This is a genomic window from Colwellia sp. SU-HH01172 (assembly GCF_057553355.1).
Window position 1 is genome coordinate 106,235 of record NZ_BAAJMB010000008.1, and the last position, 17,741, is coordinate 123,975.

Annotated in this window: 16 protein-coding genes; 13 read left to right on the top strand and 3 right to left on the bottom strand. The window is 38.7% G+C overall.

Annotated features, from left to right (window positions below; translation table 11 throughout):
- Window positions 1–37: 37 nt before the first annotated feature.
- The gene (locus AC27JP_RS17965; RefSeq protein WP_487117307.1) at window positions 38–1,276 is read left to right on the top strand and encodes an aspartyl protease family protein; all 1,239 of its coding nucleotides are present in this window, start codon (window positions 38–40) and stop codon (window positions 1,274–1,276) included.
- Window positions 1,277–1,415: 139 nt separating this feature from the next.
- On the opposite strand, the gene AC27JP_RS17970 is transcribed toward AC27JP_RS17965, so the two are convergent.
- A complete protein-coding gene (locus tag AC27JP_RS17970) occupies window positions 1,416–2,198 on the bottom strand; it encodes a phytanoyl-CoA dioxygenase family protein (protein ID WP_487117308.1) in 783 nt (260 codons plus the stop codon).
- A gap of 209 nt (window positions 2,199–2,407) precedes the next feature.
- On the opposite strand from AC27JP_RS17970, the gene AC27JP_RS17975 reads away from it, so the two are divergent.
- The 6 genes from AC27JP_RS17975 (at window position 2,408) to msrA (ending at window position 9,065) form a co-directional block, all read left to right on the top strand.
- Entirely contained in the window at window positions 2,408–3,484 is a 1,077-nt protein-coding gene (locus AC27JP_RS17975) for a DUF2157 domain-containing protein (RefSeq protein ID WP_487117309.1), read from the top strand.
- Window positions 3,484–4,284, top strand: a complete 801-nt coding sequence (locus tag AC27JP_RS17980) for a DUF4824 family protein (protein ID WP_487117310.1) — start codon at window positions 3,484–3,486, stop codon at window positions 4,282–4,284. The genes AC27JP_RS17975 and AC27JP_RS17980 overlap by 1 nt, the downstream gene beginning before the upstream one ends.
- 231 nt (window positions 4,285–4,515) lie before the next feature.
- A complete protein-coding gene (locus AC27JP_RS17985; RefSeq protein ID WP_487117311.1) occupies window positions 4,516–5,295 on the top strand; it encodes a nuclease-related domain-containing protein in 780 nt (259 codons plus the stop codon).
- Window positions 5,296–7,716, top strand: coding sequence for an SEC-C metal-binding domain-containing protein (locus AC27JP_RS17990; RefSeq protein WP_487117312.1), 2,421 nt, complete (start codon window positions 5,296–5,298; stop codon window positions 7,714–7,716).
- A 404-nt stretch (window positions 7,717–8,120) separates the two neighbouring features.
- Entirely contained in the window at window positions 8,121–8,564 is a 444-nt protein-coding gene (gene msrB, locus AC27JP_RS17995; RefSeq protein ID WP_487117313.1) for a peptide-methionine (R)-S-oxide reductase MsrB, read from the top strand.
- Between the two features lie 3 nt (window positions 8,565–8,567).
- Window positions 8,568–9,065 carry a peptide-methionine (S)-S-oxide reductase MsrA gene (gene msrA, locus AC27JP_RS18000; RefSeq protein ID WP_487117314.1) on the top strand — a complete coding sequence of 166 codons (498 nt, stop codon included), beginning with the start codon at window positions 8,568–8,570 and terminating at the stop codon, window positions 9,063–9,065.
- Window positions 9,066–9,103: 38 nt separating this feature from the next.
- On the opposite strand, the gene yihA is transcribed toward msrA, so the two are convergent.
- On the bottom strand, window positions 9,104–9,751 hold the full coding sequence (gene yihA / locus AC27JP_RS18005) for a ribosome biogenesis GTP-binding protein YihA/YsxC (RefSeq protein WP_487117315.1): 648 nt from the start codon (window positions 9,749–9,751) through the stop codon (window positions 9,104–9,106).
- A 197-nt stretch (window positions 9,752–9,948) separates the two neighbouring features.
- On the opposite strand from yihA, the gene AC27JP_RS18010 reads away from it, so the two are divergent.
- The 3 genes from AC27JP_RS18010 (at window position 9,949) to AC27JP_RS18020 (ending at window position 13,983) form a co-directional block, all read left to right on the top strand.
- Window positions 9,949–11,175, top strand: coding sequence for a c-type cytochrome (locus AC27JP_RS18010; protein ID WP_487117316.1), 1,227 nt, complete (start codon window positions 9,949–9,951; stop codon window positions 11,173–11,175).
- 298 nt (window positions 11,176–11,473) lie between these two features.
- Window positions 11,474–12,094 (top strand): c-type cytochrome, encoded by a 621-nt coding sequence (locus AC27JP_RS18015; protein WP_487117317.1) that lies wholly within the window; start codon window positions 11,474–11,476, stop codon window positions 12,092–12,094.
- Window positions 12,095–12,312: 218 nt separating this feature from the next.
- Complete coding sequence (locus AC27JP_RS18020; protein ID WP_487117318.1) at window positions 12,313–13,983, top strand: M1 family metallopeptidase; 1,671 nt, start codon at window positions 12,313–12,315, stop codon at window positions 13,981–13,983.
- Between the two features lie 120 nt (window positions 13,984–14,103).
- Here the strand turns inward: AC27JP_RS18020 and AC27JP_RS18025 are convergent, their stop codons facing one another.
- The gene (locus AC27JP_RS18025) at window positions 14,104–14,610 is read right to left on the bottom strand and encodes an outer membrane beta-barrel protein (RefSeq protein WP_487117319.1); all 507 of its coding nucleotides are present in this window, start codon (window positions 14,608–14,610) and stop codon (window positions 14,104–14,106) included.
- 265 nt (window positions 14,611–14,875) lie between these two features.
- Between AC27JP_RS18025 and AC27JP_RS18030 the strand changes: the two genes are divergently transcribed.
- The 3 genes from AC27JP_RS18030 (at window position 14,876) to AC27JP_RS18040 (ending at window position 17,693) form a co-directional block, all read left to right on the top strand.
- A complete protein-coding gene (locus AC27JP_RS18030; protein WP_487117320.1) occupies window positions 14,876–15,442 on the top strand; it encodes a HutD/Ves family protein in 567 nt (188 codons plus the stop codon).
- Window positions 15,443–15,575: 133 nt separating this feature from the next.
- Complete coding sequence (locus AC27JP_RS18035; RefSeq protein ID WP_487117321.1) at window positions 15,576–17,099, top strand: S10 family peptidase; 1,524 nt, start codon at window positions 15,576–15,578, stop codon at window positions 17,097–17,099.
- A 183-nt stretch (window positions 17,100–17,282) separates the two neighbouring features.
- Window positions 17,283–17,693 (top strand): response regulator, encoded by a 411-nt coding sequence (locus AC27JP_RS18040; protein ID WP_487117322.1) that lies wholly within the window; start codon window positions 17,283–17,285, stop codon window positions 17,691–17,693.
- Window positions 17,694–17,741: the final 48 nt, after the last annotated feature.

Below are 17,741 nucleotides of genomic sequence, written 5' to 3' on the forward strand. Positions count from 1 at the left end.
ACTTATCACCTAACATCCACAATTTTTAGGTAAACCAATGCTAAGGAAATTACTTTACGGCACATTACTTATCTCCTTACTGATTTCAATAACAGGCTGTGACACCCTTAACTCGTTACGAATGTTGCAAATAAATTCTAATGTAGAGCCCGTTATTAACAGCCCTCAACCCGTTGCGTTGAAGGCAAGATTTATCGGAGAGAAGCCTTACATTTATGCCAAGGTAAACAACGAAGAGTTATTATTTCTAATAGATACTGGCGCCAGCTTTTTGATACTTTTTGACACCCCAAAAGTTAAAGAGCTTAATTTACCCGAAGGCTTTAAATTATCACTATCGGGTTGGGGAGAAGAGGAAGGTACCAAAGCATATCAAACAGATGTTGATAGTCTCGATATGGCCGGTGTGCAATTCAATGGCATGAAGGCCGCTTACATCCCAATATCAACCAGTCCATATTTTTTACGCGAAGATGAAGCATTTGTCGACGGCGTTATAGGTCACGACATGATGAAGCACTTTGTTTGGCAATTCGATAAGTCGAAAAAGCAAGTCATCGTCAGCCAAAGTCCATATCAAGCAGGAAAAAATGCAGAGTCATTTAACTTAGACACTTTCCTCAGCAAAATATCCATTGAAGGTGAACTGTCATTTAACGACACAGACAGTGCAGCGGGGGAATTTATTATCGACACCGGTAGTCGGCATTATTTGAAAATATCCTCTCAGTTTACCCAAAATCGAAATATCACCATTGATTCGGCAAAAATAATCGCCGCAGACTTTGGCCTAAGCGGCAAAGTGGAGCATGAACGGGTTACCTTACCAGAGCTTAAACTTGGGAGTCTTAAAATACCGAATATTAAAACCAACCTGATCCCCAGTAAAGATGACGACGAAGACGATTTCTGGGTCATCGGCAATGCGCTATTAAACCAATACAAAACGGTAATTGATTATCCCAGCGACAAAATGTACTTAGAGCCACAGCAGCAAATAAGTGTTAGTTATAACTTGCTGGGGTTAGAGCTACGTAAAATACGTAGTGGTGAATTTGTCATTCGCTATGTCTCCCCTAGTTTTTCAGTCAGCGACTATGATTTAAAAGCAGGAGACTTAGTAACTAAACTTGACGGTATTCCGACAACAGAACTTTCTATGTCAGAAGTGTTAGCAATATCCGCATCACCAGGAATAAAGCAAGTATGTGTAGAACGAGAAGCCAAGTGTTTCAACATTCCTATTCAGCATATTGAAGGTTATTCGACACCTTAACTGGCTGTTCAATAGGCTAACTATATTTTTGAAGTACGCATATCCGAATTTTCGGGTGTGTGTGTACTTGCTAGAAATGCTATGGCTTGCTCAATTAAAACTCTGCGGCGTATACCTGATAATCCACTCGGTTAAATAATCAGCTCATCGCTTTTAGTGAAAGTGTATTGTTAAATAATCTAGGATCGGCAATTTTTTCCAATATTGCCAAATCTGGTAAGCAATCATCATCAACATAGTCGACATAATCTGCTGCTGAATCGAAGACTAATATATCTAGCGCTAATCTATCCATTCCGTATAGCCCACGATGTATCATATCAGCCGAAAAAACTAACAAGTCGCCTGCTGCTAACTTAATTGCCTTGCCTGTTGAAAGGTCATCGCTACTTAATTTTCCCTTTCTTTCCTCACGTACATCAAATTCTTCTTCATTGTCCCAGCGCTTATGCGTGCCAGGAACTAGCTCCATGCCTAGCTCGTCAAATAGCGGCACTCGAAGATGTAATACTTGCGTCTCAAAAATCACCTTTTTTTGTGCTTCAACGTCATGGTCATACTGACAATCTCGATGCCAGAAATCTTTAAGTTGAGGATTAACCGGATTAAAAAATAATTGCGTATTCATAAACGCCGGCTTAGTAGCTATAACCGAATCAATAATATTCATCATTTTTTTAGAGCTGATAAAATTAAAAAGCGCCACACGGTCATCCGACGCTAAATATTTACTGCCGGTAATTAAAGAAGAATTAAAAGCCTCTTCTTGATAGAAAGTCGCATTATCTTGCTTCCATAATTCATGAAACTTTAATATCACTTTTCTAAGAGATGAAATTTCAGCGCTATTAAGAAAATCTCTAATAACAAAATAGCCGTGCTCGTTATAGTCGCTACTGAACTGGCTTGAATTACCCAACATTTACTACCTGTGCCTCAAGTGTTTATATAAATTACATTGACTGAATAGCGGTATTTTACATCATCGTTATTGATCTAATCTATGCCTATTGAAATATGTAGAATACTTGGAATGAAAAATCTTTAAGCACATAGTCATGAAAAATCTGTTTTTGTTTGTTTTTATCATTAAATGCGGCAGAATGAGAATCTATTTAGGAGAATGTCCACATGGAAGAAAAGCTGTTTTCTCAAGCAGATGCGCAACACCGCGTTGATCAAATTCATGCATTTCAACAGGAAATGCTTGAACTAGAAAATGATGGTATATTGGCTATTCCACCTGTTCAGACAAGCAAAATTCAGGATTATCATCGTCAGCTACTACAAAAGTTATCTTCCACTTATGACGTAGACACCAGTATCCAATCCAAACAATTAACGCTAGGTATGAAAATAGCGTCACTGTTTGGTGCTTTAGCCATGGCGATAAGTATCTTCTTTTTGTTCTATCAGTTTTGGGGATATATTAGCACTCCAATTCAAGTGGGCATTTTAATTATTGCACCCGTTTTATTGTTTTTGTTGTCATTACACCTTACTCAAAAAGAAAAAGGTTCTTACTTCTCTAAAATCGCAGCTTTGGTAAGTTTGTCATGCTTTGTATTGAATCTTTCCATGCTAGGACAAATTTTTAATATTACCCCTTCACCCAATGCTTTTGTTGTATGGGCTGCTTTTGCTTTCTTACTCGCATACGCCTGCAATGCACGATTGCTATTATTTTTTGGCATAGTCAGTATCAGTAGTTTTATTGCTATGAAAATTGGCACTTGGAGTGGCATGTATTGGATCAGCTTTGGCGAAAGACCTGAAAACTTTTTCATCCCTAGCCTGCTTATATTCATGCTTCCGCAATTGGTTAATCACAAACGCTTTTCTGGCTTTGAAGTTATCTATCGAGTTATGGCGATGATAATGATATTCCTGCCAATATTAATACTCTCTAATTGGGGGAGAATAAGTTATTTAAGCTGGTCTTCCAATACAATAGAAGGCTTTTACCAACTTATTGGTTTTGTATTGTCTGCATCAGCAATTTGGTTAGGTATTAAACGCCATTGGGGAGAAGTAACAAAAACAGGTAATGTATTTTTTATCTTATTCCTCTACACAAAATTCTTTGATTGGTGGTGGGATTGGATGCCTAAATATATCTTCTTTTTCGTATTAGGCTTATCTGCATTGCTTGCCTTGATGATATTTAAACGAATTCGCCTAAGCAATCTAAGCGAAGGAGTCGCATAATGAAAAAGTATTTATTAGTCGGCTTAACTATTCTTATTGGCACTAATTTGGTGACTTTAGCTGGTGTTGCCTATAACCGAATGGGTGAAGCAACAGCACAATTAACACTCACCGAAAGGGAGCTTTCTCTTCCATACAATAGCAGTGCTCGAAAAGAGAACTCTGGTATGTCACTTTCCATCAATTGGCGAACGCCTACGAAGAGCAACGAAACCTATTATCCTTATAACTCTAGAGACATAAGCTTGACTAAAGATGAACTATTAGCCCTTGGCTTTACTCAAGCTGATGACAAAGACAATTACTGGGTTGAGTCGCGAGAACTGTATTGGGCCTTCGAGTTTGACGGAGCTCTACACAAAGCGGAAATCATAAAAGCGGAAGATAAATATCAAACCGCTATGGTGGCTTTGAAAGAAAACCCAAATAACACAAGCAGTCGTAAGAAAAAGGAATATAGTGAAAGCTTAGAAAGAGAAAAAACAACTAACAGCCGTTTATTTTTTATTGAAGCATCTGCCGATTATGAGTCATTGACCAATAAATTTTCTGATAAGAAAAATATACTTATTGTTAAAGGTTTAACCCAGCCTTATTACAACAATAACAAAACCTATAGTCTGCTGTTAAAGCACTTATCAGTAAGGAATATTATGGTTCCCGCAGAGCACGTGGAAGTTCTCTCTAAATTAAAAAGAATTGATCGACAAGATCTTACGCCACCTCGATATGCTGTTGATATCAGCTGGGGTAGTCGCTTAGAACCTTGGGTTGTTGATGTAAAAGAATTAACTGATTAATGCCATTTACGCCAATACATACGGGAGCTGAAATCTCGATTAAATCATTACTGCAAGGCGGTTTTAGTTTCACGATATTTGGCTGTACTTAATTTGTTATGGATATTCAGCCACACATGGTTTTGCTTTCAGGCGAAGGTCATTTCCATGGTTTACCTGTACCTTTTTAGGCGCGATATTAATCGCCATTTTTACCGCGCTAACAAGTAGTTTTCAATAGGGATGTAACAAATGGATTTGTCAATTTACCTTAACATGATATTCAATGCCGCATGGTATCTGATACCAATATTCATATTTTCTGTCATGGTAAAATCAGCATGGTTCAAAGGTGTGCTGGGTGAGTGGCAAGTAAACTTACTCATCAAATTCTTCTTAGACAAAAATCATTACCATCTTATTAAAAATGTAACACTGCCAACCGAAGATGGCACCACTCAAATAGATCACGTCATCGTCTCAAAATACGGAATTTTTGTTGTTGAAACTAAGAACATGAAAGGATGGATTTTTGGTAGTACAAACCAAAAACAATGGACGCAAAAGATCTACAAGCATACATCGAAGTTTCAAAACCCCTTGCATCAAAACTATAAGCACGTCAAAACATTAGAAACTTGTCTAAGCACAAAGAAAGAGAGCGTTTTTTCCGTCATTATCTTCATTGGTGATAGTGCCTTTAAAACAAAAATGCCTGATAACGTAAGATTTGCGCGAGGCGGTATTGACTACATAAAAAGTAAACGTGAAATTGCTTTTAGTGAAAGCGAAGTTACAGACATTGTTGAACAAATTGAAAGTGGTCGGTTAGAGAGAAGTATTAAAACCAACCATCAACACGTTAAGCATGTTAAAGAAATAGTGAAGGAGAAATCTGACACTAAATCTTGCTCAAAGTGTGGTGCTGATATGGTATTACGTAAGGCTTCCAAAGGTAAGAATGCAGGCTATGAATTTTGGGGCTGTAGTGCATTTCCCAATTGTAGAAATATATTAAATAAGGCTCCTTAAATGTCTAAAAGAATTGAAAAACCAGACGATTACTTTTCTGCTGGTCCATTGAAAATGGCACGGTATGGTAAAAATACAGTTATGGAGACAAACTGGGAAAAAGATCAATTTGAAGAATTCCAACAAAAATTACAGGATCAATTCCCAATAATAGTTGATGAGATTGATGCTTTAATTACATCTATTGTTTCGCTAGTCATTACTTTACCAGCAGAACAACTGTTATTGAGAGCACGTACTCTAGTGACAGCTAGTTGCTTAGGCAAGAAAAGTGAAGCTGAGTATGGTAGTGATGATTCAATAGCTTTTCGGATGGTTGATTATATTCAGAGTATCATAGCTTCAGCCAATCCAGCAGCAACCCAAAAAAACGAAGTTTCAGAGGAAGACTGGCAACAATTATATGGCTTAGTAGAAAAATTATTCAATAAACTCAATCTTGAATATCAAATTTGTAGTACTGCAAAACGAAGAGAAATTAACCCAAATTTGGATATGGAAGTTGAAGAGTTTTATTATAAAGCTCAAATGTATTGGTGCAATGTACGAGGACACCGTTACCTTGTACATGAAGAGGTTTCGTTAAGAGAGTTATTGTCATCGCATTCAGACATATTAGATGAAATTTATGGGATAAAAGCCGATCAGTTAATAGTTGAAATGTCCAAAATTATTTATTCGATGACGTTTGGCCTAAGTGACGCTATTACCCATATGGATAAATTTAGACATGCAACATTAGAGAAACTAGATGAATCATTTATCAGAGAGCACCCTACACTGGATATGCCTCAATTGATGGCGAAAGTAATTAAGGACAATGATTGGCAAAATTGGCAAGAGAGAGTTTTTGGTCAATGCTTTGGCTTTGACCTTTACGATTTGAATAAGACAACTAATTTACCCTCAAAGTTGTTAAACGAACTATCTTGGGAGGTAGGCCAAGATTCCGACTTTTTTGCTGATGGTGAATTCAGTGGCTGGCCGTTACGCATTTGGCCTATCTTCAAAAGACCTTTCATAAAAATAAACAATACATATTATTGTTTCGATCTACATAATTTATTAGACCATTTATACAGAGTATTACAGAGAGCAATCTGTTCTCACAAACCAGAATACAAGCCGACTTGGAATAAAAAACAAAAAGAAGTTTCAGAGCAATTACCGTTTACTTATTTTAAAAAACTCCTACCAACAGCAGATGTATATCATTCTGTCTATTACAGGTGGTACACAGGAAAACAAGGGGGCAAACAATGGTGTGAAGCAGACGGACTTATTATATTTGATGGTCATCTCTTTATATTAGAAATTAAGGCAGGTGCATTTACCTATACATCCCCAGCTACTGACTTTCCTGCTTATGTTAAATCTCTACAAAATTTAATTCTAAAACCTGCCATGCAGGGAAGTCGATTTGTTGAATATTTAAATAGCCAAGGTTCGGTTGAGATATTCGATGAAAATCATAAGAAGATTAGCGAACTTTCTGTTAATGATTATAGTGGCATTACTATTTGTCCAATTACATTAGATAGCTTTACAGAACTAGCATCACAATCACAGCACCTTAAGCCACTAAATATTGATGTTGGTGAAGTACCTGTTTGGGCAATATCGATAGATGATTTAAGAGTTTATGCTGATATTTTTACAAACCCTTTAATATTTATGCATTTCATTAAGCAAAGAATGAGATCTTTTGCTTCAGAAGTAATTCAAACGGATGATGAGTTAGATCATGTTGGTCTTTACCTGAAACACAATTCATACGTTCAACATGCAAAAAACTTGCAGGGAAATTCTGAAGCTGCGATAAACTTCAACGGCTATAGAACCGATGTGGATATATTCTTTTCAGATAAATTGGAAAACCCTTCAATAGAGTCCCCTTTACAGCAGGAAATGCCCCAACTTTTATTTGATATTATTGAGTTAATTGCAAAAAGTGCTAAGCCACAACGAACTGAAATAGTCAGTGATTTACTTGACTTAAGTGGTGATTGGAGAAGCAGTTTAACTGAAGGTGTTGAAAAAGCGCTAATAAAGCAAATGAGTTCTAAGCAATTGCAGCCACTTTCAACATATGGTGAATCAAGAATCACAGTGTGCTGTTGGCATGCCCTTTATGTAGACCATGATCCTAAACTTGCGGTTGAACATACCAAAGCTTCAATGTTGGTTACACAAGATAAGAATCGAATACTTCTTGAATTATTTTATGATGAACACGGGAAGCTAAACGATGTTGAGTGGTCATATATTATTATCGATGAAAAGGAACCAGATATAGAGCGCCTACTAGTGCTAGCAGAGAAGCTTAGAACTAAGCGACTGGCTGCATCTGGAAAAATAGGGCGAAACCAACATTGTCCTTGTGGAAGTGGTAAGAAATATAAGCAATGTTGCAGGGAATAACTACCCTATCGTGCACAGCATTTTTTATGACACCTCCACAAATGCCAATAAATAATAAATTTACATTTTTACAATGTATTTTAGAGTAAAGGCTTTACTTTTATAGAGTTGTTGCTCTATACTAAATTTGTTCTCGTTAGAACACCTGTTGTATTAATTTTGTATTCTAGCTTCCCCAAGCTAATTATGCCGATGGCCACTTTGTCATCGGTTTTTTTATGCCCGAAATTCACCTAGCAACACTTGTACTTATGCCGGCAATTCAAATACCTTGAAATCTTCTTGTCGACGAATTTATCATTAATTGTCCGGTCTATTGTTAGGCAGTGCGTATATCGATATATTTATCTTGCGGCTTGCAACTATATTCAATAAATCTGCTATCAAAAGATTAAGGAGTACTTATGTCATCATACAAAAAATCGAGTGAAGCTATTGCGGCATTAACCGCTGAGCAATATCGGGTAACGCAAGAAAGTGGCACCGAGCACCCTTGGACTGGTGAGTTATTAGAAAATACCGCGGTGGGCATTTATGTTGATGTGGTATCAGGTGAGCCTTTATTTGCTTCGGCCGATAAGTTTGATTCAGGTTGTGGTTGGCCTAGCTTTAGTAAACCCATTGAAAAAGCCAATGTTAATGAACTTACCGACGAAACTCACGGCATGGTGCGCACAGAAGTTCGCTCAACGCATGGTGATAGTCATTTAGGGCATGTGTTTCCAGATGGCCCCGTTGCACAAGGTGGCTTACGTTATTGCATTAATTCTGCTTCACTTAAGTTTATTCATCGCGACAATATGATCGCCGAGGGTTATGAAGCATATTTGGCACAAGTGGAAGGATAAGATATGGCTATTGAACGAGCAGTTTTGGCGGGTGGTTGCTTTTGGGGCATGCAAGATCTAATTCGCAAACTTCCTGGCGTAACAGAAACTAAGGTGGGCTATACCGGTGGTGATATAGAAAACGCTACCTACCGAAATCATGGCAACCATGCTGAAGGCATTGAGATATATTTTGATAATGCGGTGATCGGGTATCGAAAAATTCTAGAGTATTTTTTCCAAATACATGATCCTACAACAGAAAACCAACAAGGCAATGACAGAGGTAGTTCATATCGTTCAGCCATTTACTATACCAGCGCCGAACAAAAAGCGATGGCAGAAAAAACCATTGATGATGTTAATGCCTCGGGACTATGGCCAGGTAAGGTAGTTACTGAAGTAGCCCCGGCCACTGACTTTTGGCAAGCTGAGCCGGAACATCAAGATTATTTGCAGCAGGTGCCTTATGGTTACACCTGCCACTTTCCAAGAGCCGATTGGGTACTGCCTGAAAAGTAGTTGACGCTTGAAAACAAAAAAAGCCGAGTGTTTATCGGCTAATCTTCAAGTATTGGCTCTTCACTTAATGGCGCCATGTTCTCGTCTTGAAACCAATCACAAATTACAGCGTTGGCTTGTTCTGAACCGGTACGTTTTAGTGACGAAAATGCTTGCACTTTAATGTCGGCATTTAACTGAGCTAATTGCTTTTTAACGGCAAGAACTTGCGCGCTAACTTTACCTTGAGAAAGCTTATCACTTTTAGTTAATAACGCTAACACAGGTAGGTCACCTTCAGCAGCCCATTGAATTAGGTCCATATCCAAGTCTTTAAGCGGGTGTCTAATATCCATTAACACCACTATGCCTTTCAAACATTCACGCTTTTCTAAATATTCACCTAAGGCTTTTTGCCATTTTTTCTTCATTTCCATTGGCACTTTAGCAAAACCGTAGCCTGGTAAATCAACCAAACGTTTGTTTTCAGCAATTTCAAAAATATTGATCAGTTGAGTACGACCAGGGGTTTTACTGGTGCGAGCAAGGCTACGTTGATTGGTAAGTGTGTTTAATGCGCTTGATTTACCTGCGTTAGAACGCCCTGCAAATGCCACTTCAATACCGCTATCTGCTGGTAAACGACGGATATCGGGTGCGCTAATAGTAAAAGTCGCTTTGCTTAGATGAATGGCTGTAGATGACAAGGTTAAGATCCAACTGTGAAAATAAAAAAGCTATTATATCGTTTTTTAGTACTAAAGATGCAATTGTATTAGACTTTAGGCAAATTTTTTCGCTAAAACCCCCTCTAAAGGGCGTTAATAGTGTATGATGTCGCCAATTTTTTCGGCTTATTGAATACCTTCAATAAAAAACACAAAAGCATGTTGAGAGTTTTGTTATGAAACAGATTTTAACTTCGTTAATTTTAACACTATTAAGCATTAATATCGCTGTAGCTGCATCGGGCGATGCTGATGCAGGTAAAGTGAAAGCAGCCACTTGTGCTGCGTGTCATGGTGCAAACGGTATTGGCTCTACAGATACCTACCCTAACTTAGCGGGTCAACATTCAGACTATATTGTTAAACAGTTAAAAGCATTCAAATCGGGCGACCGTAAAGACCCATTAATGGGCCCAATGGCTGCACCACTTTCTGAGCAAGATATGGCTGACGTTGCAGCTTATTTTGCGAGTTTACCACGTGATGGTGCAAGCCAAGATAGCGGCACAGCAGATGCTGGCGCTTCAGCAACTGCTGCTCCTGTTGCGTATGTACCAAATCCGGCGGCGGGAAAAAGCTTATATGAACTAGGCGATGCTTCTCGAAGTATTGGTGCTTGTATTGGTTGTCACGGCAGTGAAGGTAATAGTGAGGTACTAATTTACCCTAACCTATCTAACCAACACCCTGAATATATTGCTAAGCAATTGGTTAACTTCAAAACGAAAGCGCGCGTTAACTATGCAATGAACCAATTCGCCAGTGCGATGACAGAAGATGAGATTGCCGACATGGCCGCCTATTTTGCAGATCCTGCTGCCGTTGCAAACGTGGTTTCTCGCAAAGTTATGCCAGTGGCTGCAATTACTGATGAAGTGATTGCCGGTAAAGCAAAAGCAGCAACATGTGCTGCTTGTCATGGCGCTGATGGTAACAGCCCTGTTGCTATTTACCCTAAACTTGCTGGCCAAAGCGCAGACTACATTGTTAAGCAATTACAAGAATTTAAAGCAGGTACTCGTAAAGACCCAGTAATGGCGCCTATGGCTGCAGCACTAAGTGAGCAAGACATGTTAGAAATTGCCAGTTACTTTGCTGCTCAAAAAGCTACTGTTGCTGATTTAGCCGGTTCTGATGTTGGTCAAAAACTTTACTTTGGTGGTCATGCTAAACGTAAAATTACCGCTTGTGTTGCTTGTCATGGTGCAAATGGTAAAGGCATGAACAAAGCTGGCTTCCCTACGATTGCTGGCCAAAATGAAGCATACTTAAAAGCACAATTATTGAAGTTTAAAAATGGCGAACGTAACAACGATTACAATACCATGATGCAAAGTGTTGCCGCTAAACTTTCAGCTAACGATATTGATGAATTAGCGAAATACATGGCCGCGATGAAGTAATTTATTTAGTTGATTTGCCTCTGCTTCACATCCATGTGATCAAGGCATACCATTCGTCAACGAAGACGGATGCACTAATGCCTAGAAAGACAGAACGTCTGAGAAAGGCCTAAATATAAAGCAGCGTTTACCGCTGCTTTTTTATTGCCAAATTTTTATTTGAATGTGATCTATTTACTTGCTATCGCGATGATTTTTTTCACACCGATATTTCACATTCAAGAAAATCGTGTAGAATGCCAAAGCAATAAAGATACTCAATAATTTATCGTATTAACGACAAGCAGAGACCAACCCAATGAAAAAATTTATCATGACTGTTTTATTAGGACTAAGCGCAGTTGCCACTGCCAATGCCGCTGAAGGTAATGCCGAAGCTGGTAAAAGCAAATCAGCTATGTGTGCTGCTTGTCATGGTACTGACGGAAATAGTTTAGTGCCTATGTATCCAAAACTTGCCGGACAAAGTGCAAGCTACTTAGCTAAGCAACTTGTTGATTTTAAATTGGGCATGACATCTGCGGGTAAAGCAGGTCGTGTTGATCCAGTAATGGGTGGCATGGCAATGACACTTAGCGAACAAGACATGGCTGATGTAGCTGCATTTTATGCCAGCCAACCAGCAACAGCGGGCAACGGTAGTGACAATGCTCATGGCAAGAAACTTTACTTAGGTGGTAACTCTGAAATGGAAGTTACTGCTTGTGTTGCTTGTCATGGTATTAACGGCAAAGGTATGCCAAGTGCAGGCTTCCCTGCCCTTGCAAATCAAAGTGTTGATTACTTGAAAAGTCAGTTAGAAAAGTTTCGCAATGGCACTCGTAATAATGACCTCAACGGCATGATGCAAGGTGTTGCTGCCAACTTAACAGATGAAGAAATTAACGCTCTTTCACAATACATGTCTTCACTTAAGTAAATTATCGAAGACGATAAAATTCGATAACTTAAAAGAAAAAGCAGCGTATATCGCTGCTTTTTTTATGCCTGACAAAATAATGAAAAGCCTGCCAGAGGTTTTTACGGCGCATTCCACAGCGAAAATTAAATTAAATACAATATACCATTGTATTGCTTCTTCATTCATTGCTAATATCAAAGGCTAATTTTCCACGCCATTAGGGCACGATTACTCACATGAAACCTACTTTATTAATTTCACTGCTTATTGTATCTAGCTTGCTAACGGCCAACAGTGTTACTGCTGAGTTATTCCCTAAACGTGCGATAGATGATCATCAGCAAAATATATTCAGGGGCACAATCACCCCCGAGCGAGCTTGGTGGGACTTAACACACTATCACCTTGATATTGCAATTGACCCAGAAACTAAAAGCATTGCTGGCACGAATACCATGAAGTATAAGGTGTTGTCTGAACAAAAACGTCTGCAAATTGAATTACAAGCGCCGATGCAGCTGACTAAAGTCGAGCAAAATGGCAAAACACTTGCTGTCGAACAATTGGGTTATTCTTACTTTATTACACTGGGAGCAGAGCAAGAAATTGGTAAAGAGTACCAACTGACTATGCACTTTTCAGGTGTCCCACACGAGGCTATTCGTGCTCCTTGGGATGGCGGTATAACTTGGACAAAAGATGACAATGGCAAAGATTTTATCGCCTCTACTTGCCAAGGAGTCGGCGCTAGTATTTGGTGGCCAAACAAAGATCATGCCTATGATGAACCCAACAATGGCGCTTTGATCAGTGTTGAAGTGCCAGAGCATTTAATGGATGTTTCCAATGGGCGCTTAATTAAAGTTGATCATAATAAGTCCGCTAAAACTAAAACTTACCATTGGCAAGTTGTTAACCCAATTAATAATTACGGCATCAATATCAATATTGGCGATTATGTTCATTTTGGCGAAAAGTTTGCTGGTGAGTCAGGTCAACTCGATATGGATTATTATGTTCTGCGCGATAATCTAGAAAAAGCCAAAGCACAGTTCAAAGACGCAAAACGCACCATGGCAGCATTTGAATATTGGTTCGGCCCTTACCCATTTTATCAAGACAGCTTTAAGCTTGTTGAAGCGCCATATTTAGGCATGGAACACCAAAGCTCTGTAACCTATGGCAATGGCTATCAAAATGGTTATTTGGGTACTGACCGAAGCCAAGCAGGCCCAGGTATGTTGTTCGATTTCATTATTGTGCACGAGGCAGGACATGAGTGGTTTGCCAATAATATTACTCACAATGATGTTGCTGACTTGTGGATCCACGAAAGCTTTACTAACTATTCCGAAAGTTTGTTTTTGGAGTATCACTTTGATAAAGAAAAAGCATTTGAATACATTCGCGGTCAACGCTTAAATATTCAAAATAAAAGCCCCATTATCGGTAAATATGGTATTCACCAAGAAGGCTCTAGTGACATGTACGACAAAGGCGGCAACATGTTACACACTATTCGCCAAATTATTGATAACGATGATACTTGGCGCGGAATTTTACGGGGTCTAAATAAGAAATTTTATCATGGCATTGCAGATACGGCCCAGATAGAAAACTATATCAGTGAAAAAGCAGGTAAGAATTTCAGTAAAATATTCGACCAATACTTACGCGACATTCGTATTCCTAGCTTTGAATATTTCGTTAAGAATAACGAAATGCAATATCGTTGGGGCAATGCTATTGAGGGTTTTGATATGCCTATTCGAGTGTCAATTAACGGTGAAAGCACTTGGTTGTCGCCAAATAGTAAATGGCAAAAATTAAGCTTAGAGAGCAAAAACAACAAAGTTAAGGTTGATGCAAATTTCTATGTAAGTAGCCTAAATGTACTTGGTGATTAAAGCATAGCACTCTATCGTCGCTATGTTACATCCCAGCGATCGTGACATAGTGTTCACCTCGAAACATAAAAAAGGGCAGCCAACGCTCCCCTTTTTTGTGTTGATATTTTTAACGCCCAATTAAAAGGCGTATTTAAATCCTATCGTTACAACGTCGGTACCGTCATAGCTTTCATATGACGCTTCGATGCTCGTTTTATCGTTGATTTTTTTACCAACACCGCCACCAAAACCAAATTCCCAATCGTCGTCACTAACCGATACACCACCTGAACTCGCTTTAAGATCTAGATTTGTGTATGACGGCATAACATATAAATATACACCGTTGTCATAGTTGTATTGGCCACGCACAGAAAACGCTGTAAAGCTCTCTACTTCAATTTTTATTGAGTCAATTTTATCATCTGAAACGCCTGTACCAATGCGTAATTCAGGCACAAATGACAATGGACTATTTTCTTGAGAAAACTCATACGCGATAGAGCCAAAAATAGTCCCCAAAGAAAGATCAATACCATCTTCACTGTCTGATATATTCGCATAGCCAGCACCCGCCGACCAATTGGCAGAAGCGGTTAACGGTAAAACTAAAAAAGAAAGTGCAAGTAGTGATTTTTTAAACACAATAATATCCTTTTATTATCAATCTAACAAAACAAGAAAGCGCGCATGCTAACAAAGCATCTTTTGTTAATCAATTGTTACTTAGCTGCCGTAACGATAACAAGCGTAACAAAATATGAAATTTCAATTCATAATATTATTTTCAACAATTTAATCGGCCAAAAAGCAAAAAAATATTTGTCATTAGACACTAACAGTGAGCTAGCATTCACGCTATGATCTTAGCGTTACTTAACCAATTAACGCCACATTTAAGGTACTTCCCATGATTGAGATTATTTCGCCAACACAATTCAAAACCGTGCCATGGAAAAACGGCAAAGGAGAGACCATTGAAATGGCTATCAACTCCAGCGGCACATTAGATGACTTTGATTGGCGCTTGAGTATGGCCAGCGTGGTAGAAGATGGCATTTTTTCTAATTTTTCTGGTTACACACGAAACCTGATTTTAATTGCGGGTGATGGCATAAACTTGCAGCATAACGATAGCAAGATCGATAAATTAACCCATTTACTCGATTACGCTACCTTTGACGGCGGTAATAAAACGGTTGGCAATTTACCTTCAGGTGAGATCACTGACTTTAATGTTATCACCCGCAGCAAAAGTATATCTGCTAGCGTTGTCTGCTTAAAAAATCAGCAAAGCTATAACATTGAAAATGCTGAATTATGTTTTATCTACAGCTTACATAAAACTTTCCAGTTAAATGATGGCAATAGCACCAGCACGATTCCCGCCCAACATTTAGTAAAGATAAGCGAAAACAACGCCAAAATGTCAATAAATGGCGAACAAATTATTGTGGTTTATTTACACAAACGTTAGTCAATGATGATTACTCTGCGCAGGTAATTAATCGCTAGAAATAAGCCATTTAGCTTTTATTTGTGACATTACTCTAACGCTCAGGTAGGCTCAAAACATAGTATAAAACTTCTTCTTCCATTGAGGATATGCCATGAGCATTAAAACGATATTAATTGGCTTTAGTTTAGCATTTTTACTTTCTGCAAATGTATACGCAGAATTCGAACGCAAAATTGCGATTGATGAAAGTAGCACGAGTAGCCATAGCACCAAAGTTAATGGCAAAAAATTTGATTACACCGCAACGACTGGTACGCAACCGGTTTGGGACGAAGAAGGTAACCCAACGGCGACGCTTTTCTATACCTATTACCAACGTTCAAAAGTAAAAAATAGAGCTGCTCGGCCACTACTTATTTCATTTAATGGTGGCCCAGGTTCAGCATCTGTCTGGATGCATGTTGCCTATACGGGACCCAAAGTCCTTAATGTCGATAGTGAAGGCTACCCATTGCAACCCTACGGCGTTAAAACGAATGATTTTTCGATTCTAGATACCGCTGATATTGTTTTTGTTAACCCAGTAAATACTGGCTACTCGCGCGTTTTACCAAACAAAGATGGCAAAATGCCAACAAAAGCGGAGCAAAAGAAAATGTTTTTTGGCGTTAACGCCGATGTAAAGTATTTAGCTGAATGGCTGAATACCTTTGTTACCCGCAATAATCGCTGGCAATCTCCTAAATACTTAATTGGTGAAAGTTACGGAACAACGCGCGTGTCAGGTTTAGCATTAGAATTACAAGCACGCCAATGGATGTACCTTAATGGCGTAATTTTAGTGTCCCCGACCGATATTGGCATCAAACGAGATGGGCCAGTAAAAGCCGCTAACCGCCTACCTTATTTTGCCGCAACTGCTTGGTATCACAAAGCATTAGCCGACGACCTGCAAAATCAAGATTTGTTAGAAATTTTACCAGAAATAGAACAGTTTACTGTTGAAAATTACTTACCGGCTCTCGCCAAAGGCGGTTTTATTTCTGCCGAAGAAAAACAAACCATTGCCCAACAAGTAGCGCGATATTCAGGCTTATCGGTACAAGAAGTTTTGCGTAATAATTTAGACATTGAAGCGTCTTATTTTTGGAAAGAAATACTACGTGACCGTGAGCAAACAGTTGGCCGACTAGATTCTCGCTATTTAGGCATAGATGAAAAAGTAACCGGCAGTCGTCCTGATTACAATGCCGAATTAACCTCTTGGTTGCACAGTTTTACTCCTGCCATTAACTATTATCTGCGGGAAGAGCTAAATTATAAAACCGATATTAAATATAATATGTTCGGCAATGTGCACCCTTGGGATAGAAGTAAAAATAAAACCGGTGAAAACCTTAGGTTAGCTATGGCACAGAACCCTTATTTAAATGTCATGATCCAATCCGGTTATTATGACGGTGCCACCAATTACTTCGACGCAAAATATACCTTATGGCAACTTGACCCAAGTGGAAAAATGCGAGATAGATTGTCTTTTAAAGGCTATGAAAGTGGCCATATGATGTATTTGCGTTACCCAGATTTACAGTCTGCAAACCAAGATATTCGCGAATTTATGCAGGCGACTTTACCGAATAAATCAACACCGGCAAAGTACCCAAGTAAGCGCTAATCATAACGTATGTTATAAGATTGTCGGTGCTGATTCCGCAGCGACAGTCTTTTGCATGTGTATCTTAATTAACATATTGAATATCATTAATTTTATCTATGTACTATTTATCATCTGGTCAGTGTTGCTAAATTAAAATTGAACAGATATGATGCTAATTAAAGGAACTAAGACAATGAATTTATGGAAGATAATAGTTTAAACACGGATATTCTCATCATCGACGATAGCTCGATAAACATCCGTGTGGTCTCAAATATCATTCAACCTCTAGGTTGCAAAATTTTTGCCGCAAAATCTGGCCTACAAGCTTTAAACTTATTAACCTCATTCAAACCATCATTGATCATTCTCGATATTCAAATGCCTGAAATGGACGGTTTTGAGTGTTGTAAACGCATCAAGTCGATAAGTAAACGTAACGACATTCCCATTGTTTTTCTTTCTGGCTCACATGATGAAGCCGACCAAGAGCAAGCCGCCAAACTTGGTGCCAGCGCCTATTTAACAAAACCATTTTGTGCTGATGAATTAATAGCCGCCGTAAAACTGCATGCCATGGCAACACCCGCAAAACAGTTAACCGGCAGTTAGCGCCATCTGCGAACTTCAACAAAAAAAGCCGCTTTAAAGCGGCTTTTT